We start from the raw sequence: 20,740 nt of genomic DNA on the forward strand, positions 1-20,740 counted from the left end.
GGCCTGGTCTCCGACCGCGCCGCCGAGAGGTGATCACCCACCGGACAACACGCCAGGCCAGCACGCCCGAGTCTCAATCGAGCACCACGCCGTTACCGGTAGAGGCGGGCGCAGATGGTCGCGGGCTCTGGCGATCATCGTGTTCCGAGCGATGGGAGGGCGGGCTGCATGCACCAGCCAACAGCACCACGAGCAGGACCGCCCCGGATTCGCGGCCTCTACCGAAGAGTCGACTCAAGGCTCCCCCAAGGTGAACTGTCCCCGCACAGCTGACCAGTTGCATCCTCCCACGGTCGGCGCCAACTGGCCGGGTCGGAAGCGTGGCGAATGGAGCCCACTGCACAGGAGGCCAAGGTCCGCGACTTTGGTCTGGTGAAACCAGGCCGGAGGAGCTCGTCGATGTCCTCCGGGGAAGTGGCGACCACGTCGGGCCGACCCCGGATACCGGGGGTGGCAACGGGGAAGTTCACGGCACAGGCCGATCGATCCCCGGAGGCGGGGCGCCTGGGGCGGGCCTAGCTTGAAAGCATGAACGATCAGTCCTCAACCGACGAATTGCGGGTCCTACGGGTCGTAGTCGAGTTCTTCCGCCGCGAAGGGCGCGGGTACTACCCGAACGTGGGGGACATAGCCCAGGCAACCGGAAGGTCGAATGAGGAAGTTGCGCGTCTCATCACCTCCCTGGAGGCCCAAAATCTGATCACTGCGCACCACCTGAAGCCGGGCAGATACATGATCACTGGGGTGACCCCAGAAGGTCTGGAGTCCGTGAACTCCTGACCCGCTCACCTGCGACCGGTCGGCGGGCCTGGGCGGCGATGGCGGTGGGGGTGATGCCGTTGGGTTCCAGGAGGTGGCGATGGGCTCCGGTGCCGGTCGCGACCAGGGTGACGTCACGGCCCCGGCGCAGGTCTGCGCCCCGGCCGATGCGCAGCGGCGGCAGATCGGGAAGCGGCGGCAGAGCGGGCGAGGTCGGCAACACGTCTGCCAGGTCGGGTGTGGCGCCGCGACCGAGCCGCAGTACACCGGGCCCGGCAGGTCGACGTCACCGGCGCCGCCGTGATCGGCTCGCTGCTCGGCGGCGCCATCGGCCTGCGGGCCACGCCCGTGATGGGCGACCTCGGCACACTCCTCACCCTGTGCTGCTTCATCGGCTCCCCCATTTCGCGGCTGCGGGATCTCCGCCGTGGAGCCGGGGGTCCGGGTCAGCGTGCCGCGGTGACCACGACGGTGACGGTGAAAGTCGCCTGGGCTGGGGTGCAGGCCATGGCCTCGCCGCAGCTGGTGCGGGACGAGGTGAGCCGGGCGGTCCCGGCTGTGCGGGCGACGAAGCGCGCGGTGACGGTGCCGCAGCCGCTGCCCGGGTGGCAGCCGGGTCCGCTCCCCGTGGCCGTCATGGGTCTCCCGACAGGCGAGAGGACGTTCGGCGCTGAGCTGATCGGCGGGGCCCAGTAGGTGCTGTTGAGCACCAGTCTGACCGTGTCGCCCACAGGGATGCTGACGGTGGTGCCGGTGGCGTGCTCGGTCAGGGTCAGCGTGGAGTACGGGCTCGGCGCGGGGCCGGTGGCTGGGCTGGTTGCGGCGGCGCTGGTGGGCGCGACCCCGGTGGATGTGGCTGGGCTCGCTGTGGCTGTGTTGGGCGTGGCTGTGCCGGCCGTGGTGTTGCCCGATGCGACGCCGGTGGCCGCCTGCGACGCGGGCGTGCCCTGCGCCCGGGCCGCGGTGGACGAGCAGGCCGCGAGCGACAGCAGTCCGGCCAGACCCAGAGCGCCGACGGCGGTGGCCATGCCGGCGGGGCGGCGGGAGGCGCGGGGGTGCGGCACCCCGGTCGTGCTGTGCGAGGTCATGCTCATCACTATCCTCCGGCGGCCAGGTCTCGTTGCCCGTATCCGGACCCGAGCCGATGGAACATCGGACCGGACAGGGAATCGCGAACGTATCCTCCTGCGAATGCGGAACTGGGCTTCGAGGGCGGAAAGCAATGCCAAATGCCGAGTTACTGACGATATCTGTCGAAGTGTAACCACGTCGCGTGGTGCCGGCTGTTGACGGTGGCGCTGCGTCCGTTTCGGTGACGCGAAATCCGAATGTCACGATTCGACCAATCCGCTGACATGGCCTCAACACAGCAGGTGACATGGAGACACCAACCGTCGAGGACGGGCCCTCCACACTCAAGGAGTCCCATGCGACGCACTCCCGCCACCCCGCGCGCACGTCGCGCAGGAACCGCGCGGATCCTGGCCGCAGCTCTGACCGCCGGGGCCACCGCCCTGGCCCTGGGCGCGGCCGTCACCCCATCCACCGTCGCGGCCGCCCCGGCGCCCGCCTCGATCAGGGCGAACGTCCACCCCGCGATAGCCGGGCCGCGCCTGGCGCGGACGCTCAGCGCGCCGATCTCCACGACCCAGTGCGTGGCGAAGTACGGGATCCACTGCTACTCCCCGGTCCAGTACCGGGCCGCCTACAACCTCAACTCGCTCTATTCGCACGGGATCACCGGGCGGGGGCGGACGATCGTGATCGTCGACTCCTACGGTTCCCCCACGATCCAGAACGACCTGCAGGTGTTTGACAAGCAGTGGGGCCTGCCCGACACCAAGGTCGACGTGGTGAAGTGGGGCAACGTTCCGCCCTTCAACCCGGGCAACCCGGACATGAGCGGCTGGGCCGGGGAGACCACCCTGGACGTGGAGTACGCCCACTCCATAGCCCCCGGCGCGAAGATCGTCCTGGTCGAGACCGCGGTCTCGGAGACCGAGGGCACGACCGGGCTTCCGGAGATGATGGACGCCGAGCGGGCCCTGATCAACCACGGTGTCGGAGACGTCATCTCGCAGAGCTTCGGCGCGACCGAGAACACCTTCCCCGGGTTTGACCAGGGGAACTACTCCTCGCTCACCAACCTGCGTTACGCCTTCCAGGACGCCGCCCGGCACGGCGTCACCGTCCTCGCGGCCTCCGGCGACAACGGCGCCACCGACGCCGAGACGAACGGCTCCGCCCTGTATCCGTACAAGGTCAACTCCTGGCCCTCCTCCGACCCATTGGTCACCTCGGTCGGCGGCAGCCAGTTGCTGCTGGACGACCAGGGCAAGCGGCTGGCCCCCGACGTGGTCTGGAACGACGGCTACGGCGCGGGCGGCGGCGGGGTCTCGGCCGTCTTCCCGCGGCCCTGGTACCAGGGCGGCGTACGCGGTGTGGTGGGTGCGCAGCGTGGAACGCCCGACATCAGCATGAGTGCGGCGGTGGACGGCGCGGCCTGGACCTACTCGTCCTACGACCCCAACCGGACCGGATGGGGTCTGGTCGGTGGTACGAGTGAGGCCACCCCGATCTTCTCCGGCGTGGTCGCGCTGGCCGACCAGGTGGCCGGGCACCGGCTCGGTCTGATCAACCCGGCCCTGTACGGACTGTCCCACCTGCCCTCGCGGTTCAGCGGCATCGTGGACATCAAGACCGGCGACAACTCCTTCGGTGGCGTCACCGGCTACTCCGCCGGGTCCGGCTACGACCTGGCCTCCGGGCTCGGTACGGTCGACGGCGCGGCGTTCGTCAGGGCGCTCGCCTACGCCGGCTGACGCACCCTCACAGCACGGGGCCACACGGCGCAGTACGGCACGGGTTCCCCGCTCCGCAGGTCGGGAGCGGGGAACCCGTCGTGCGTCCCGGTCCCGGCTTCAGCCGGTGGCGATCGCCGGGTCGCTGGTGCTGGGGCGGCCGGTCTCGACATGGCCGGCCAGGCGGCGCAGGAAGGCGCCGTCCCGGTCGGACACCACGCTCAGGTCGTACCAGCCGTGGTTGTCCTCGACGTGCGCCACGTGGGTGAGCTGCGCACCGGGGCGGAGCAGGTGCGTGACCGGGTGCTTCGCGTCGTAGGCGTCGGTGATGGTGAAACGGACGGACGTGCTGCCGTGGTTGCTGAGCACCAGCCGGACCTCCTCGCTGGTCCGGTCGTGGCGTGCGGCCACCTCGGCGCCGGCGCTGCCGACGGTCCCGCGGAACTGTCGCAGGAAGCCGTTCGGCCCGTACGCGGTGAAGTCGTAGGCGCCCCGGCTGTCCGAGCCGGCGGACCAGCTGCCGGACAGCTGCCGTCCCGCCTCGACGGTGTAGGTCCAGGGTCCGGCCGGGTGCGTCGAGGACGTCACGTAGAAGTTGGCGCCGACCCTGGCGTGGCTGGCGAAGTCGATCGTCAGGCTGCCGGCTGCGGTGTCGGTGCGGGCGTCGGCGGAGAGGTCGTAGGGGAGCGGGCGGGCCGGGCGAAGTCCGGGCTCCTGCTTGGGCAGCGCGGGGTTCGCCGGCGGGGTCGGCACGAAGTCGGGGTGCCGGTCGCGGTCGGGCGGGAAGTAGCCGGTGACGCCCGGCAGCGCCGGGACCTTGGGGTCGCTCCTGGAGAAGTCGAACGCGGCGGTCAGGTCGCCGGTGACGGCGCGGCGCCAGGGCGAGATGTTGGGCTCGTGGACGCCGAAGCGCTTCTCGATGAACTGGATGATCGAGGTGTGGTCGAAGACCTGGGAGCAGGTGTAGCCGCCCTTGCTCCAGGGCGACACGACGATCATGGGGACGCGCTGCCCCAGACCGTAGGGGCCTGCGGCGAACCCGCTGGAGGCCGGCGGGTTGAGGATCTCGCCGGTGACGTCCACGGTCGACCCGCCCTGGGCGGGCGAGGACGGTGCGAAGGGCGGAACGACGTGGTCGAAGAAGCCGTCGTTCTCGTCGTAGGTGATGAGCAGTGCGGTCCTGCTCCACACCTCGGGGTTCGCCGTCAGCGCGTCCAGGACCTGGGAGATGTACCAGGCGCCGTAGTTGACGGGCCAGTTGGGGTGCTCGGTGAACGCCTCGGGGGCGACGATCCAGGAGACCTGGGGGAGCTCGCCGGCCAGCACGTCGGCCTTGAGGATGTCGAAGTATCCCTGGCCGGCCTTGTTGTCGGTGCCGGTGCGGGCCTTGTCGTAGAGCGGGTCGCCGGGCTTGGCGTTGCGGTAGTTGTCGAAGTACAGAAGCGAGTTGTCGCCGTAGTTGCCGATGTAGGCGTCGTTGGTCCAGCCCCAGGAGCCGTTGGCGTCGAGGCCGTCGCCGACGTCCTGGTAGATCTTCCAGGACACCTTCGCCTGCTCCAGGCGCTCCGGGTAGGTGGTCCAGGAGTAGCCGGCCTCGGCGTTGGTGATGACCGGGCCGCCGCCGGTGCCGTCGTTGCCGGTGTAACCGGTCCACATGTAGTAGCGGTTGGGGTCCGTGGGCCCGATCAGCGAGCAGTGGTACGCGTCGCAGATGGTGAAGGTGTCGGCCAGGGCGTAGTGGAACGGTATGTCGTCGCGGGTGAGGTAGGCCATCGTGGTGCTGGACTTGGCCGGTACCCACTTGTCGTACGTGCCCTGGTTCCATGCGGCGTGGCTGCTGTTCCAGTCGTGCGGGAGGTCCTCGATGAACTGCAGGCCGAGGTTGTTCGCCTCCGGCCGGAACGGCAGCACGTCCTTGGCGCCGTCGGACTGGTACCAGACCGGCTTGCCGTTGGGGAGGACCACGGGGCGCGGGTCGCCGAAGCCGCGCACACCCCGCAGGGTCCCGAAGTAGTGGTCGAACGACCGGTTCTCCTGCATGAGGACGACGATGTGGTCCACGTCCCGCAGGCTGCCGGTACGGCGGTTCGCCGGGATCTCCGCGGCGCGGGCGATGCTGGTCGACAGTGCGGACATGGCGGCTGTGCCGCCGGCAAGTTGCATGAACCGTCGACGGTTGATGGCGCTCATGACAGGCATGTCTCCTGAGTCGTCAGGGTGGAGCGGGGTGCGCGGGACAGTGTCGTCAGCCGAGGGGGAACGTGCTGCGGCGGCCAGGGAAAGCGGCGGAGAAGCCTGCGCCAACCTTGGGGGCCGCCTGCTTCTCCTTGCGTGTCGTTCCCGCCTCGGCGGCCGTCTGGGCCGCTGGATCCACGAGGGAGGAGTGGTTGGGCGCTGACGGGTGATCGGCGTGGTGCTCAGGCCGATGAACCATCAGTTCTTCGGCGACGTCATCGAGTTCGTCGCGGTGGGCACGGCGGTGCGCGGCGCGCACCGACGCACGTGCCGCAAACCGGACGGCTGGTGCTGGGCACCTGCGTCTACCAAGTCGCCCACCAGAGCCTGCGTCAGACCCTGTCCCAATGACCCTACCGCTGAGCGGCTGACCCGGGGACAGGACTCCCCGGGCTCGGGCACACTGTGCGGTGCGCGTCGGGTGCCGACGACGGTCAGGACGATGTCCACCTGGGGGAATGCCGTGTTCTGGTTCGGGCTGCTGCTGTGCACCCTGGTGGGGGTGGAGATCGGCGGGACGGTCGCGGGAGGGCTGCACCTGGTGGACCCCGGCGCCGCCGGGGTGGGGCTCTTCGTGGTCGGGATCAACCTGATCCCGTGGACCGCGATCGCCGGCTTCGCGCTGCTGTTCGGCAGCGGGCGGAAGGCTGCCGGGATCGCAGAGGTGCGGACGATGCACCCTGCGCTCGCCAGGATCGAGTCCTCGCGGGCGGTCGGCGAGGGCCCGGACTTCGCGGTCCGGCTCGACCTGACGGTGGCTCCGGACGGTCGCCCCGGCTACCGGGTCTGGTCCACCACCACGGTCAACCTGATGGACATGGACGACTACCGGGCCGGGCGGATCGTCGTGGTGGACCATGATCCCGAGCAGCCCTGGCGAGTCCAGGTCCGTAAGCGCCCCACCAGCGAGTGGGCCGCCCGGGCGGCCCTGGCGAAGATCGACTCCGCTCCGGTGGAGACGATGGAGGTCGAGCCGAAGAAGGTCGCCACGGCTCGCCGGCGACGTGCCCGACCCGGCCTGCTGGCCATGGACGTAGGGCTGCTGCTCTCGGTGCTGCTGTTCTGGAGCCAGTTCAGCAGCGCCTTCTAGGGCCGGTCCGGCTACCCGGCCGGGACCGGCTTCAGCGGCCGATGCCCGCGAGCAGGGTGCGGGCCAGGGCGGTGGCGAAGGCGTCGGCAGGCTCGGGAGCCTCGCCGAGGAAGTGGCGCAGGAAGGCGCGCTGGAAGCAGGCACCAAGGAGTAGCGCGGCGGCGGCGTCCGGGTTGGCGTCGGGGTGGATCCGGCCGTGGGCGCGCTCCGTGCGCAGGTAGGCGGCCAGCTCGCGGAGCGGCTGGTGCGGGCCCGCGCCCATCGGGCGCAGCCCGTCGCGGTGGCGCCGGAGCAGCGCCGGATCGGCGAACAGCGAGGCGCCGATCGGCGTGCTGGCGTCGTAGAACAGTGCCGCGCTGCGGGCGATCTCGGTCAGGCACTCCTCGATACCCCGGTCGCCCGGGTCCGCCATCAAATCGCGGAGCAGCGGGCCCAGCGCGGGCAGGCGCTCCTGCAGGACGGCGACGAACAGCTCCTCCTTGCTGGAGAAGTGCTTGTAGAGGGCGGCCTCCGAGCAGCCCGCGGCGCGGGCGATCTCCTTGGTCGTCGCCCGCACCAGCCCGATGCTGCCCATCAGCTCCTCGGCGGCGTCGAGGATCCGCGTACGGGTGGGGGCGGCGGGACTGGACGGCGTCACATTGGTCCGATCGGTCGGCGTCAGGGCTTGACGCAAGGGTAAGTGAATACTCACTCTAGTAGGTGAGTGAACACTTACCCACCAAGGGAGACGCCATGGAACTCACCGTTCTCGGAGCCACGGGCGGGATCGGCGGGCAGATCGTCCGCCAGGCTCTGGAGGCCGGGCACACGGTCACCGCTGTGGTGCGCGACCCGTCCCGGCTGCAGGTCGAACATCCCGCGCTACAGGTCGTCACCGCCGACGTCACCGATGCCGAGGCGCTGGCTCCCGCCGTCGCCGGAAGGGACGCGGTGCTGTCCGGTCTCGGCCCGCGCGGCCGCAAGCTCGCCGGCGTCGCCACCGCCGGAACCCGGGCGGTTCTGAAGGCCATGGACGCGGGGGAGGTGCGCCGGCTGCTCGTGGTGAGCGCGGCCCCGCTGGGCGAGATTCCGGAGGGTGAGAACCTGCTCATGCGCGCCGTCGCCACCCCGATGATCCGGGTGCTGCTCCGTGACGTGTACGCGGATCTGGCAGGTATGGAGGAGAGCATGCGCCGCAGCGCCACCGAGTGGACCTCGGTGCGCCCGCCCCGGCTCACCGACAAGCCGCTCACCGGCGAGTACCGCAGGGCCGTCGGCGGCATCGTGCCCCGCGGCTGGTCCATCTCCCGCGCCGACGTCGCCCACGCCATGCTCGCGATGATCGACGACCCGGCGACGCTGAAGCAGACAGTAGGGCTCGCCTACTAACGACCTGGGGAGCGACGCGGCAAGCGGAGGTGCCGGGCGGTGGGCGCCCGAGCCCTGTCGCTCCCCACGTAAGCCAGCGGGTACACAGCAAGGGGCCCCACCGTACGGATACGGTGGGGCCCCTTGGCGCGCTTACGCGGGCGACGCTGTCGCGTCGGAGTCGCGTCAGACCGGGCGGATGTTCTCCGCCTGCGGGCCCTTGGGGCCCTGCGTGACGTCGAACTCGACCTTCTGGCCCTCAAGGAGCTCGCGGAAGCCCTGCGCGTTGATGTTCGAGTAGTGGGCGAAGACGTCAGCGCCGCCGCCGTCCTGCTCGATGAAGCCGAAACCCTTTTCGGCGTTGAACCACTTCACGGTGCCACTAGCCATGTCAATCTCCTTCAGGGGCTGAGATCGGGACCCGCACTGTGCGGGAACCCGAGTCGCCGCGATGATCGCCCCGCTCCGGACAAAGACCGGAAAAACAAAAGTGCGCCTGGGGTTACAACCCGGCAGGCGCACACAACGTTCATGGGAACCAAAACTGCAACAACACCCAAGCTAGCACACGCCGCGCCGGACGAGCTGTTCTTTCCGTCCGGGTCAGCCTGTGCGAGGCTGGCCGTACGGACGTCTCCCGTCCCTCTCCGCACTTCTCCCCGACTGCGAGGCACGATGCGCTTCACCATCGCCGGCTGCTCCTTCTACCTGCAGGCGAGCGAGGTAGTGGCCCTCATGAAGGACGTCAAGGCCGAGCCCGTCACTGGGGAGTCCGTCCGCATCGGGCGCCGTACCTACCCGATCAAGCAAGTCGGGGCCATCATCACCAAGCAGGACCGTCGCGACTTCTCCGCCGCCGACGTCATCCGTGCGATGCAGAACCTCGGCTTCACCTGCAACCCGGCTCCCGCGCCCGCTGCGCCGGAGTCCGCGCCGGTGCTGGAGGCGACGGACGCCGAGATCTGGCCCGCCACCACGCCCGAGCAGCAGTAGCCCGAGCAGCAGTAACTCGAGCAGCAGTCAGGGCGCGACGTCAGGTCGGAAGCGCGTCCAGGTAGACCCACGCGCCCCGCTCGCGGACGAACCGGCTGTTCTCGTGCAGCGCGTCCTGCCTTCCGTCCTCGCTGTAGTGCGCCCGGAACTCGACCGTCCCCTCGGGGTGGAACGGGCCGCCCTCGGTCGCGCCGAGGATCTCCAGGCGCAGCCACCGCTGGGCCGGGTCGAGGTCGAGCCGGGACGGCCGGGTGCTCGAGTGCCAGGTTCGCAGCAGGTAGCCGGCGTCGCGGACGGCGAAGGCGCTGAACCTGGAACGCATCAGCAGCTCAGCGGTCGGCGGCGTCGGCGAGGCGGCAGTTCCGCGAAGGAAGGTGCCGCGGTGGAAGGCGCCGCAGCATTCGCCGTAGGGCTTTCCGAGACCGCAGGGGCACGGGCTGTCGGAGCGGGGGCTGTCGGGGCGGGGACCGGGGGAGGTCGCCGCCCTGCGCGGACCCGTCTTGCGTCTGGACATCCTCTGATTGTGCCCGTTCAGGTGAAGCGGGTGAGCCTGCGCCGCCGGGCCTTCTTCCAGACGGCGGGCAGTTCCCGGTCGGCCTGGGCAATGGCGGCGCGTTCGCCCGCGTAGAGGACGCCGTAGCCGAAGCCGGGCTCGCCCGCCGAGTGCGCGGCGGCTGCCAGACCGGGCAGCTCCTGGCAGGCGAGCAGCGCGTCCTGGCGGGTGCCGAGCAGCTGCTGCACCGCCTTCATCCGCACTGCCAGGCGCGTGGCCGGCTTGCCCGCGGACGGAGCCGCGCCTTCTGCCGCGTACCTGGCCCGCTTGGCCGCCTTGCGGGCGCCGTGCAACGCCTGGTCCCGCGGCGGTCCGGCAGGGGCGGCCACTGCCTCGGCGAGGCGGCGGGCGACGCGACGTTGCTCGCGCCGCGCCGTGCGTTCGAACGCGGGGACGGCCTCACGGCGGGCCCGGGGGTGGGTCGGCCGGGCCGCCAGCGCCTCGGCTGCGTCCAGCAGGGCGAAGTAGCGCTCGCCGTCGAGGGTGGCGACGGCCCGCTTCCAGGACGACCGGTACTGCGCCGTCGCCCAGGCGTCCACGCGCTCCCGTACCGGCCCCGGGCACTCCTCGGCGGGCAGCCGCCCGATCTCCGCGCCGAGCCGGGCGCCCAGCACCTCGCGGTCGCGGGCCTCGCCCAGAACCGCGCCGAGCCAGCGCAGTTCCTCGGCGACGGCGTCGACGGAGTCACCGCTCAGCAGCCGCCGGTGGACCTTCAGTGTGCTCCGCAGCCGCCGCACCGCGACGCGCATCTGGTGGACTGCGTCCGGCTCGTCCGTCCGCACGGCGGGGTCGAGCGCGAGCAGATCCCCGGACTGCTCGCGCAGCAGCGCGGTGACGGCCGCCCCGATGGAGCCCGGGGGCGCGTCGGCCGAAGCTCCGGCCCTGCCCGCGCTCTTGCCGGCAGCCTTCCCCCCGCCTTTCGCCGCTGCCTTCCCCGCCTCCGCCGCGGGCTTTCCCGCGTCGAGCGCGCGGGCCAGTTTGGACGGGCTGGCGGAGCGCCGCAGCCCGGCCCGGCGCAGCAACTGCTCCACGGCGTCCAGCAGCTCCGGGCGGCCCTCGACGAGTTCGGCCTCGACCTCGGTCCAGGCCGACGCGCCCGCCCCGCTGTCCCTGCCGCCCGGGCCCGTGCCGAGGACCTGGGCGGACACCGCGTCCTGGGCGACCTCGGCCAGGGACCGCCGCTTGCCGTCCAGCAGCAGCGTCCGGCGGCGGTGGGTGCGCAGATGGACCAGCGGAGCGAGTTCCTCACCGCGCGTGTACGCCCTGGTGCGCAGCTTCAGTTCGCGCGGCACCTTCCCCGGCGCGCCGGCGCTCAGCGGAAGCTGTAGCTCGCGGCGCTCGTCGGGCCCGACCGGGAGTTTGAGGTGCCAGCCGGAGTCGTGGCCCCCGGTCCGGCGGCGCAGGGTGACGCCGTGGGCGAGCAGCCGCAGGTCGGCTGTGTCGTAGTAGACGGCGTCCAGTTCTTCGGTGTCCGCCGTGGAGACCTCGGCGACGCCGGGCAGCCCGTCGAGGGCCGGGAGGTCGGTCCCGGTCAGCCCGTCGAACTTGCGTTCCTTCTCCACGTGGATAGTCCTCATGAGGCATCTCCTGCCCAGGTGTGCGCACACCATGCCGTGTGTACCGGTTCCGTATCGACGGAAGATCACCGCGTTGGTGCAGTTTCAGCATGCCGCGAGTGGAGGAGAAGAACACCATGAACAAACTCGCGGAACGCCTGGAGGTACGGCGGGGCCTCCGTTACGGCCCGAGCGGGCAGCTGCTCGACGTGTACCGGCCCGCCGGGCCGCCGGACGAGCTGCTGCCCACCGTGCTGCTGTGGCACGGCCGCCCCGCCGACAACCGGGCCGTTCTGGCCTCGCTGGCCCGCTCGGCCGCCGGACGCGGCCTGCTCGTCCTGGTCCCCGACTGGCGCACGGACGCGCCGGACGGCGGCTGGACGCAGCTGCGCGAATCGCTCGCGTACGCGCGCACCCGGGGCGCCCACCACGGTGGTGACACCGGCCGCTTCGTCCTGGCCGGCTGGTCGCTGGGCGGGCGCGCGGCGCTGGCGACCGCGCTGCGGCCGTCCGCGGCGAGCGACGACGGCTGGCGTCCGTCGGCGGTGGTGGGACTCGGCAGCAACTACCGCTCCTCGGACGAGCTGATGCACCCGACGGTGATGGAGGACCTGGCCTGCTCCGTCGCCTCGCCGATCCCGGTCCGGCTGCACCACGGCACCGCCGACGCGGTCGTCGACGTCGCGCGCTCGCGGGAGTTCGCGATGGCGCTGAGGCGGCGCGGCTGGCCGGTGACGCTGACCGAGTCCGACTCGGACCACGCCGGTGTGGTCATGGCCGAGTACGACCGGGGGCTCCGGCGCTGCCGCGGCGCGACGGCGGAACACGCGCTGCGGGCAGGCGAGGTGACGGTCGGTCTGCTCGCCGAGGCGGCGGGACTCTCCGACTGATCCCGATCACCCCGGCGCGCCCGCGGCCTCCGCCGGCGGCCGGCCCCCGGCGTCGGGCGTTGCCGCGCCGCCGCCGGGCCGCCGCCGGTGGCCGAAGCGCAGGTAGAGCGAGGGGACCACGAACAGCGTCAGCAGCGTGGAGCTGACCAGGCCGCCGAGGATCACCACCGCGAGCGGGTACTCGATCTCGTGGCCCGGCTGGTTGCCGAGCGCCACCAGCGGGACCAGGGCGAGGCCGGTCGCCAGCGAGGTCATCAGGATCGGCGCGAGCCGCTCGCCCGCGCCCCTGACGACCAGGGCGGGGCCGAAGGTCTCGCCCTCGTACTCCTCCAGGTGCTGGCAGTGGTTGACCAGCAGGATGCCGTTGCGGGCGGCGATGCCGAAGACCGTGAAGAAGCCGACCAGGGCCCCGATGGTGACGACGCCGCCGCCGATCCAGATCGCGATCAGGCCGCCGACCAGGGCCATCGGCAGGGTGAGGAACACGAAGACGGCCAGCCGCCAGGAGCCGAAGGCGAGTTGCAGCAGGAGCAGTATCGCGACGGCGGCGAGCGCGGCCGTGGTGAGCAGGCTGTCCTGCGCGCTCTGCCGCTCCTGGTACTCGCCCAGCAGCGAGTAGTGCGAGCCCTGCGGGACGCTCAGGCCCTGCAGGTTGTGCTTGATGTCCCGGACCACGTCGGACAGGTCGCGCCCCTGCACGTTGGTGCCGACGTCGATGTAGCGGGAGTTGTCCTCACGGGTGATCAGGTACGGGTCGGGCCCGAGAGTCACGCCGGCCAGGTCGCCCAGCCTTACGGTGCCACCGCCCGGGGTGTCGAGGCGCATGTCGCTGATGGCCGTGGGGTTGGCCCGCGCGGCGGGGACGCTCCACACGTAGACCCCGTACACCTCGTTGCTCTTGAAGACGTTGCCCATCTCCTGCCCGGCCACCATCGCCGCCGCCTGGCGGCGGACGTCACCCGGTTTCAGGCCGTACTTGGCCGCCTTGGCCAGGTCCACCTGGACCTGGATCTGCGGGGTGTCCACGGAGAGGTCGACATGTGGGTCGATGACGCCGGGGACGGACTGGATCCGGGCCAGGACGGCGTCGGCGGTGCCGCGCATCCGGGACAGGTCCTGGCCGTAGACGCGGACCGTGACGGCCTGTTTGGAGCCGGAGAGGACCTCCTCGATGCGCTCGTTCAGGTAGGTCTCCACGTCGCGGTAGAGGCCGGGGTAGCTGTTCACGACGGTGCGGACGGCGGCCACGGTCCGGTCGTAGTCCACCGTGGGCGAGATGCTGATCCAGACCTCGGCGGCGTTGATGCCGACGACCTCCTCGCCCTGCTTGGCGCGACCGATGTGCGCACCGAAGTCGGTGACGCCGGGGATGGCCCGCAGCTCGCTGTCGAGCTGCGTGGTGGTGCGGACCACCTCGGCGTCCGAGGTGCCGGGGATGGCATCCCAGTGGATCAGCAGGTCGCGCTGCTTGAAGGTGGGGAAGAGGGACTGGCCGAGCTGGGGGGCGACCAGGGCGCCCAGTATCACCACTACGCCGAAGACGGCGTAGGCCGCGCGCGGCCTGGCGACGATGCGGGTGAGCCCCGCGCCGTACCAGCGCTTCAGAACCGCCACCAGCGGCGACTGCAGGCGCTTCAGCGGTGCCCGCCTCAGCATGATCAGGGTCAGCGCCGGGGTGACCGTCAGGGCCACCGCCATCGAGGCCACGATGGCGAGGGTGTAGGCGAGGGCGAGGGGTCGGAAGAACGCGGCGGTGAGGCCGTGCAACAGGAACACCGGCACGGCGGCGGCGACGATGATGAGCGTCGCGTAGACGATCGGGCTGCGCACCTCGAGCGAGGCGTTGAGGATGATCCGGGCCGTGGAGCTCTCCGTGGCCGACGCCGGGTCCGCCTGCCGGGCCGCGCGCAGCCGCCGCAGGATGTTCTCGACGTCGATGATGGCGTCGTCCACGACCGCGCCCAGGGCGATGATCAGCCCGGCCAGGACCATGGTGTTGAGGGTCGCCCCGACCGCGCGCAGCACCAGCAGCGCGGCCGTCAGCGACAGCGGGATGCTGATCAGGCTGATCAGGGCGACCCGCCACTCGAACAGGAACAGCACCAGGATCACCACCACCAGCAGGAAGCCCAGCAGTAGCGCGTCGGCGAGGTTGTGCAGGGAATCCTGGATGAAGTTGGCCGGGCGGAAGATGTGGGTGTCGAACTGGATGCCGGGCAGGCCGGGTTGGAGTTCCCTGAGGATCTGCTCGACGCGGTCGGTCACCTGGAGGGTGTTGCCCCAGGGCAGCTTCTCCACGACCAGCAGCAGTCCGGGTTTCCCGTTGATGACGGCGTCGCCGATGATCGGCGTGTAGTCCTGCACCACCTGGCCCACGCTGCCGAGCGGGACCTGCTTGCCCTGGGCGGCCGGGTCCTCCAGCGGGACCTTGGCCAGGTCGGCGGGGGTCTGGATGGACAGCTGGTGGGCGACCTGGAGCCGGCCCGACGGGGTGTCCAGGAAGCCGCCCGCTCCGACGACGGAGCCTGTGGAGAACTGCAGGGCGCCGGAGTCGAGGGCGTCGGAGGTGGTGCGTTCGACGTCGTCCAGGGTGGTGTGACTGGCCGCCAGTTTCGCCGGGTCCACCTGGACCTGGAAGGTCGGCTGGCGCTCGTTCCAGATGGAGACGTCGGCGACCCCGTCCACGCGCAGCAGTCGGGCCTTGACGTTCCAGTAGGCCAGCTGCGAGAGCTGCGAGACCGAGTACCTGTCGGAGGTCATGCCGATCTGCAGCACCCGGCCCGTCGCCGAGACCGGCGGGAGCATCACTGGCGGGCTGGCCCACTTGGGCAGCGTCGGCCGGACCGTGGCCAGCCGCTCCTGCACGAGCTGGCGGGCGTGCAGCAGGTCGGTGCCGGGCTTGAAGATCATCACGATCGAGGAGAGCTGGGGCACGGAGGTGGAGCGGAGCGTGTCCAGACCCGCCATACCGTTCATCGCCAGTTCCAGTGGGACCGTGACCAGGTTCTCCACGTCGGACGTGGACAGGCCCAGGCTCTCGGTCTGGATCTGCACCTGCGGCGGTGCGAACTCGGGGAAGACGTCCAGCGGGGTCTGCGGGACGGTGGTGATCCCGATCGTCACTATCGCGACGGCCGCGGCGACCACCAGGAACCGGAAGCGGAGGCTCCAGGAGACGATCGCGCGCATGGCGGTGACGCGTTCGTTCCGAGGACTCTGCGGGTCGGCCATGGTCACTCCTCTCCCACTCCGTACTCGACGCCCAGCAGTTCGGGCGCGGCGACGTCCACCACGGGGGTGCCGGGCGGGGGCCCCGAGCGCAGCAGGACGGTGTCGCCGACGACCCGGTCGACGGTGACGGCCACGCGGGTGTAGGTGCGCGGCGCAGGGACGGTGTACGTCCACGGCCTGCCCTCGGGGTCGTAGATGAGGGCGGTCAGCGGGATCTGGAGCAGCCCCGGCCCTCCGGCCGCGCGGACCGGTGCGGTGGCGATGCCCAGGCGCTGGACGGCGATCGCGGTCAGCAGCACCCGGTGCAGCGAGCTGCCGGGGATCGGCTGCATCGTCGCGGGCTGCACGCTGTGCGCGGAGACGGTCCTCGGACCGCAGGCCGTGAGCGCCGCGAGCGCGGCCAGGGTGGTGAGACCGGCGGACAGGGCGGTGGCGGGCACCAGGAACGGATGACGGCGGCGCATCAGTTCCCTGCCTCCCCGGCCGGTCCGGCCGCCGCTCCCGGCCCCGCTCCCGGTCCCTGGGCATGGGCCCCCTCGGCGGAGTCGCGCCTCGCCCCGGGCAGCCACAACTGCAGCGCGGGCAGCAGGAACAGCGTCACCAGCGTGGTGCTGACCAGCCCGCCGAGGACCACCAGGGCCAGCGGCCGGGCCAGTTCCATCCCCGCGATGTCCCCCCGGAGAGTGAAGGGGACGAGCAGCAGGGCGAGCCCGACGGCGGTCGCCAGCGTGGGCAGGACCGATACCCTCGCGGCCGCCAGGACGGATTCGCGCTGGGTGAGCCCGCCCTCCAACTGCAACACCTGGGTGCGTCGCACCAGCGTCAGGCCGCCGCGTACGGCGACGCCGAGCAGGGCCAGGAAGCCGGCCAGGGCACCCGTGGTCATGTGCGGGCCGTTGACCATCGCCGTCAGCGCGCCGCCGGCGAGCGCCAGCGGGACCGTCAGCAGCAGCATCAGCGCCCGGGTCCAGCTCCGCATGGCCGCCTGGAACAGCAGGAACACCCCGGCGGTGCAGCCCAGTACGTACAGCACCAGCCGCAGGTCGGCGCCCTGCGTCTGCTGCAGGCCGCTGCTGATCTCGGCGTGGTAGCCGAGCGGCAGCTCGACCGTGCGCACGGCGGATCGGACCCGGCTCAGCGTGCCGGACAGGTCCTGGCCGCGGACACCGGCGGTGACGTCGAGGAAGCGCGACGCCTGGTCGTGGTCGATCTCGGCGGCTGCGGGCTGGATGGACACGGTGGCGATGTCCTTGAGCTTGACCTGGTCGCCGCTCGGCGTGTCCAGCAGCAGGTTCTGGAGGTCGTCGAGGTTCTGCCGGACGGCGGGGGTGCTCCACACGGCCACGTCGAAGATCTGCTGCTGCTGGTAGTAGCTGCCGACGGCGATCCCCGCGATCAGCACGGCCGTCGCGCGTCGCACGTCGCCGGGTTTGAGGCCGTGCGCGGCGGCCCTGTCCACGTCGGTGGCGATCTGGATCGAGGGCTCGGTGACGGTCTGCTGGATCGTCGGGTCGCTGACTCCCGGCACTCCCGCGATGGCCTGCCGGATCCGGTCGGCCTGCGCCGCGAGTGCCTGCGGGTCGGTTCCGTAGAGGCGCACCCGCACGGCTCCGTCGCCGTCCGTGGTGTCCGCCCGGCCGGTCTCCAGCGCGAGTTGGGGGTAGGTCAGCAGCGTGTGCCGAACCGTCGGGTACTGGTCGAGTGCCCGGCGAACGGCGGCGGTCGCGCGGCCGTAGTCGGCGCCGGGGGCGAGGGTGATCCAGGTCTGGGCCGAGTCCACGCTGACGACCTGGTCGCCCATCAGCGACTGGCCGACGTCGCTGGCCACGTCCCGGACGCCGGAGATCGCGCGCAGGCTGTCGCCGGCCGCCGTCGCCGTCTGCTCCATCGCCGGCAGCGAGGTACCGGGCGGTGCCTGCCACTGGACCACCAGGTCGCGGTCCTGCGGCACGGGGATCATCCCGTGCGAGCCGCTGAGCTGCGGAACCAGCGTCAGCGCGACCAGGGTCAGCAGGAGGGCCAGCCCGCCCGCGAACGCGGGGCGGAGCAGTCCGGGGGCGACCCGGTCGTACGCCCGCTCGGCCCAGCGGGCGACCGGCAGGCGACGGCGCCGGAAGTGCTCGTAACGCTCGGGCTCGGGGCGCCCGGAGTGCCCGCCGCGCAGCAGCAGGAACGCCAGCGCGGGGGTGACGGTGAGGGCGACGATCGTCGCGGCGAGGAGAGCGAGGAGGTATGCGACCACTATCGGCCGGGCGAGCGAGCCGCCGAGCCCGGGGATCAGCAGCAGCGGCACGGCGGCCAGCAGCACGACCGCGAGGGCGAAGCCGAGCGGGCGGCGGGCCTCGACGAAGGCGTCCGTGAGCAGCTCGGTGAAGGGCACGGCCCGGGACGCGCCGCTGGGCGTGGCACCGTGGAGAGGTGACGGCTCGCCGGATTCGGGGACGGCCTTCCTTCGCTCGACGACCTTCCTCCGCTCCCAGGCCCTCCTGCGGTCTCCGGACCTCCTCCGCTCCCAGGTCCACGCTTCCTGCTTCTGGACGTTCCCGTCTGCGTCGGCCGGCTCGAGCTGTCGCGCACGCAGCGCGGCGACTCCCATCACCGCGTCGTCCACGATCACGCCCAGTGCGGCGAGCAGGCCCGCCAGCGTCAGACCGGTGAAGGTGATCCCCTGCAGGTACAGCAGGTACGCAGCCGCGACCAGCGGCAGTGCCACGGCGACCAGCCCGAGCAGCGCGACCCGCCAGGAGCGCCAGCAGGCCCCGAGCCAGGCGGTGAGCAGCAGCAGGCCCGCCAGCGCCGCCCAGCCGAGGTTGTGCAGGGCCGACTCCACGAAGGTCGCCGGGCGGAACACCGAGGTGTCGACGGTGATCCCGGTCAGTCCGGGCTTGAGGTCGGCCATCGCCGCCTCGACGCCCCTGGCGACGGCGAGGGTGTTCGCTCCCGGCAACTTCTCCACGACCAGCAGGAAGCCGGGGCCGCTGGACAGTATGGCGTCGCCGCGCATCGCCGGATGGTCCTCGACCACGGTGGTGACGTCGCCCAGCTTGACCGGCGGCTTGCTGCCGGTGATGTCCTCCAGCGGGACCTTGGCCAGATCCTCCGGTTTGGTGATCGGCAGGATGTGCTGGACCGAGAGACGCTGGTTGGGAGTGTCGATGAAGCCGTCGGCGCCGGGCGAGGACGCCTCGACGAAGGTGAGCGGGGAGGTCCACATCGCGTCGCCGGTGGTGTTGATGACCTGGGACAGGGTGACGCCCCTGGCGTGCAGCTTCGCCGGGTCGACCAGGACCTGCAGCTGCTGGTCGCGCTGCCCCCAGATGGTGACGTTGGCGACGCCGGGAACGGCCAGCAGCCGTGGCCGGATCCGCCAGCGGGCCAGCGTGGACAGGTCGATCAGCGAGGTCGTCCGCGAGGAGAGGCCGACCATCATGGTTCGGCTCTCCGACGACTGCGGCTGGATCATCACCGGCGGCGTGCCGACGTTGACCACGGCCGGGCCCTGCGCGACGCGTTCGGTGACCAGCTGCCGCGCCTTGTAGATGTCCGTGCCGGGTTTGAAGGTCAGCTCGATGGACGAGAGCCCGGGCACCGACTGCGAGCGCAGGTGGTCCAGGAAGGCCAGCCCGTTGAACTCGTCCTCCAGCGGAACGGTGACCAGCTGCTCGACCTCGTTGACGGACAGGCCGAGGGCCTCGGTCTGCACCTGGACCTGGGGCGGCAGGAACTCCGGCAGGGTGTCCACGGCGGCGTGCCGCAGGGAACCGAACCCGACCGCCAGCAGCACGATCGCGGCGGCCACGAGCGCAGCCGCCAACCGCAGACTTGAACCGATGATCCAGCGCATGGCTTTACCCCCCGACAATCCGTCCTCCCCGGACGGCCGCGCACCGCCCTGGAGATGTCCCCCACACGAGGGATACTCACACCCAGTACTTACAATTCAGGCACATGTTGTCATCGGATCGTCACCAGGCGTGGCATTGATCGTCTCGTGTCGCGGAGGCGGCCTGCCGCGAACTGTGCCGCCTGTGGCAGGGTTGAGCTGCTCGTACTCCGTCCGGGCTCGGAGCCCGTCCAGGCTCGTGGCCATCTCAGGAACCAGATCGAGGACCCGCGCCGTCATGACCGACCGCCGACCGTACGTTCTCCTCAGCGTCGCCGCCTCCGTCGACGGGCACATCGACGACAGCACCTCCGAGCGGCTACTGCTGTCCACGCCGGAGGACTTCGACCGGGTCGACCAGCTCCGGGCCGACAGCGACGCGGTGCTCGTCGGCGCCGGCACGCTGCGCCGCGACAATCCGCGACTGCTCGTCAACTCGCCCGAGCGGCGCGCCCAGCGGCAGGCGAAGGGCTTTCCCGCGTACCCGCTGAAGGTCGCGCTGACCGGGAGCGGGGACCTGGACCCCGGACTGCGTTTCTGGCACCACGGCGACGGCAAGGTCGTCTACGCGCCCTCCGCCGCGGTCCCGCAGATCCGGGCCCGGCTCGGCGTGCTCGCCGACGTCGTCGGCACCGGCGCGCGGCTGGATCCGGGGGCGGTGCTGGACGACCTCGGCGAACGAGGGGTGCGGCGACTGATGGTCGAGGGCGGGGGAGCGATGCACACCCTGTTCCTGACGGCCGGTCTGGTGGACGAGATCCAGCTCGCCGTGGCCCCGTTCTTCGTCGGCGAGGACTCCGCGCCGCGCTTCGTCCGGGCGGGGCACTTCCCCCAGGACGCGCTGCACCGGATGACCCTCGCCGAGACCCGCGCCATCGGCGACATCGCGCTGCTGCGCTACCTCGTCGCGCGGCCCCCGCTCACCGCCGCCGACCGCCGCTGGCTGGCTTTCGCGATCCAGGAGTCCCGGCTGTGCCCGCCGTCCAGCACCGCCTACTCGGTGGGCGCCGTGATCGTCGCCGAGGACGGCACGGAGATCGCCCGCGGGCACTCCCGGGAGTCCGACCCGCAGGTGCACGCGGAGGAGGCCGCCCTGGCCAAACTCGCCCCGGACGACCCCCGGCTGCGCGGCGCGACGCTCTACACCACGTTGGAACCCTGCAGCCGACGGGCCTCCCGCCCGGTGCCCTGCGCCCAGCTCGTCCTCGCGTCCGGCATCCGCCGCGTCGTTCTCGCCTGGCGCGAGCCTGCTCTCTTCGTCGCCGACTGCCAGGGCGTCGAACTACTGGAACAGGCCGGCATCAGCGTCCTCGAATGCCCCGAACTCGCCGCTGAGGCCCGCGAGGTGAACGCCCACCTCGCCTGAGGCGGCTGCGCCCGAGCCCTGTCGCTCCCCAGGCTG

At 71.5% G+C, this 20,740-nt stretch carries 16 protein-coding genes; 6 read left to right on the top strand and 10 right to left on the bottom strand.

Annotation, left to right across the window (positions count from 1 at the left end):
* Positions 1-736: 736 nt before the first annotated feature.
* Together ABIA33_RS26130 and ABIA33_RS26135 are read right to left on the bottom strand one after the other, a co-directional pair.
* Positions 737-982, bottom strand: coding sequence for a hypothetical protein (locus tag ABIA33_RS26130; RefSeq protein ID WP_370084950.1), 246 nt, complete (start codon positions 980-982; stop codon positions 737-739).
* Positions 983-1,205: 223 nt separating this feature from the next.
* Positions 1,206-1,847, bottom strand: coding sequence for a hypothetical protein (locus tag ABIA33_RS26135; protein ID WP_370084951.1), 642 nt, complete (start codon positions 1,845-1,847; stop codon positions 1,206-1,208).
* Between the two features lie 339 nt (positions 1,848-2,186).
* On the opposite strand from ABIA33_RS26135, the gene ABIA33_RS26140 reads away from it, so the two are divergent.
* Positions 2,187-3,581 (top strand): S8 family serine peptidase, encoded by a 1,395-nt coding sequence (locus ABIA33_RS26140; protein WP_370084952.1) that lies wholly within the window; start codon positions 2,187-2,189, stop codon positions 3,579-3,581.
* Positions 3,582-3,680: 99 nt separating this feature from the next.
* Here ABIA33_RS26140 and ABIA33_RS26145 read toward each other — a convergent pair whose 3' ends face one another.
* Entirely contained in the window at positions 3,681-5,750 is a 2,070-nt protein-coding gene (locus tag ABIA33_RS26145; RefSeq protein ID WP_370084953.1) for a phosphocholine-specific phospholipase C, read from the bottom strand.
* Between the two features lie 487 nt (positions 5,751-6,237).
* On the opposite strand from ABIA33_RS26145, the gene ABIA33_RS26150 reads away from it, so the two are divergent.
* A complete protein-coding gene (locus ABIA33_RS26150; RefSeq protein ID WP_370084954.1) occupies positions 6,238-6,885 on the top strand; it encodes a hypothetical protein in 648 nt (215 codons plus the stop codon).
* A 31-nt stretch (positions 6,886-6,916) separates the two neighbouring features.
* Here ABIA33_RS26150 and ABIA33_RS26155 read toward each other — a convergent pair whose 3' ends face one another.
* A complete protein-coding gene (locus tag ABIA33_RS26155; protein ID WP_370084955.1) occupies positions 6,917-7,558 on the bottom strand; it encodes a TetR/AcrR family transcriptional regulator in 642 nt (213 codons plus the stop codon).
* A gap of 59 nt (positions 7,559-7,617) precedes the next feature.
* Here ABIA33_RS26155 and ABIA33_RS26160 point away from each other — a divergent pair, with 59 nt between their 5' ends.
* Entirely contained in the window at positions 7,618-8,253 is a 636-nt protein-coding gene (locus tag ABIA33_RS26160) for an NAD(P)-dependent oxidoreductase (RefSeq protein ID WP_370084957.1), read from the top strand.
* Positions 8,254-8,418: 165 nt separating this feature from the next.
* Here the strand turns inward: ABIA33_RS26160 and ABIA33_RS26165 are convergent, their stop codons facing one another.
* Positions 8,419-8,622 (bottom strand): cold-shock protein, encoded by a 204-nt coding sequence (locus ABIA33_RS26165; protein WP_134005013.1) that lies wholly within the window; start codon positions 8,620-8,622, stop codon positions 8,419-8,421.
* Positions 8,623-8,907: 285 nt separating this feature from the next.
* Here ABIA33_RS26165 and ABIA33_RS26170 point away from each other — a divergent pair, with 285 nt between their 5' ends.
* Positions 8,908-9,225 (top strand): SCO5918 family protein, encoded by a 318-nt coding sequence (locus ABIA33_RS26170; protein WP_370084960.1) that lies wholly within the window; start codon positions 8,908-8,910, stop codon positions 9,223-9,225.
* A gap of 40 nt (positions 9,226-9,265) precedes the next feature.
* Here ABIA33_RS26170 and ABIA33_RS26175 read toward each other — a convergent pair whose 3' ends face one another.
* Positions 9,266-9,739, bottom strand: a complete 474-nt coding sequence (locus ABIA33_RS26175) for a YchJ family metal-binding protein (protein ID WP_370084961.1) — start codon at positions 9,737-9,739, stop codon at positions 9,266-9,268.
* A 17-nt stretch (positions 9,740-9,756) separates the two neighbouring features.
* The gene (locus ABIA33_RS26180) at positions 9,757-11,355 is read right to left on the bottom strand and encodes a CHAD domain-containing protein (RefSeq protein ID WP_370084963.1); all 1,599 of its coding nucleotides are present in this window, start codon (positions 11,353-11,355) and stop codon (positions 9,757-9,759) included.
* 116 nt (positions 11,356-11,471) lie between these two features.
* Between ABIA33_RS26180 and ABIA33_RS26185 the strand changes: the two genes are divergently transcribed.
* Positions 11,472-12,224, top strand: a complete 753-nt coding sequence (locus ABIA33_RS26185) for an alpha/beta hydrolase (protein ID WP_370084964.1) — start codon at positions 11,472-11,474, stop codon at positions 12,222-12,224.
* A gap of 6 nt (positions 12,225-12,230) precedes the next feature.
* Here the strand turns inward: ABIA33_RS26185 and ABIA33_RS26190 are convergent, their stop codons facing one another.
* Genes ABIA33_RS26190 through ABIA33_RS26200 form a run of 3 tightly spaced genes read right to left on the bottom strand, consistent with a single transcriptional unit; the run spans position 12,231 to position 19,299 of the window.
* The gene (locus ABIA33_RS26190) at positions 12,231-15,455 is read right to left on the bottom strand and encodes an efflux RND transporter permease subunit (protein ID WP_370084965.1); all 3,225 of its coding nucleotides are present in this window, start codon (positions 15,453-15,455) and stop codon (positions 12,231-12,233) included.
* 2 nt (positions 15,456-15,457) lie between these two features.
* Complete coding sequence (locus tag ABIA33_RS26195; RefSeq protein ID WP_370084967.1) at positions 15,458-15,919, bottom strand: hypothetical protein; 462 nt, start codon at positions 15,917-15,919, stop codon at positions 15,458-15,460.
* Positions 15,919-19,299 (bottom strand): efflux RND transporter permease subunit, encoded by a 3,381-nt coding sequence (locus ABIA33_RS26200; RefSeq protein ID WP_370084968.1) that lies wholly within the window; start codon positions 19,297-19,299, stop codon positions 15,919-15,921. Before ABIA33_RS26200 ends, ABIA33_RS26195 begins: the two co-directional genes overlap by 1 nt.
* Positions 19,300-19,576: 277 nt before the next feature.
* On the opposite strand from ABIA33_RS26200, the gene ABIA33_RS26205 reads away from it, so the two are divergent.
* Complete coding sequence (locus ABIA33_RS26205) at positions 19,577-20,704, top strand: dihydrofolate reductase family protein (RefSeq protein ID WP_370084970.1); 1,128 nt, start codon at positions 19,577-19,579, stop codon at positions 20,702-20,704.
* Positions 20,705-20,740 lie beyond the last annotated feature (36 nt).

Origin of the sequence: Streptacidiphilus sp. MAP12-16 (assembly GCF_041262165.1) — a bacterium.
In the GTDB taxonomy this organism is placed as follows: domain Bacteria; phylum Actinomycetota; class Actinomycetes; order Streptomycetales; family Streptomycetaceae; genus Streptacidiphilus.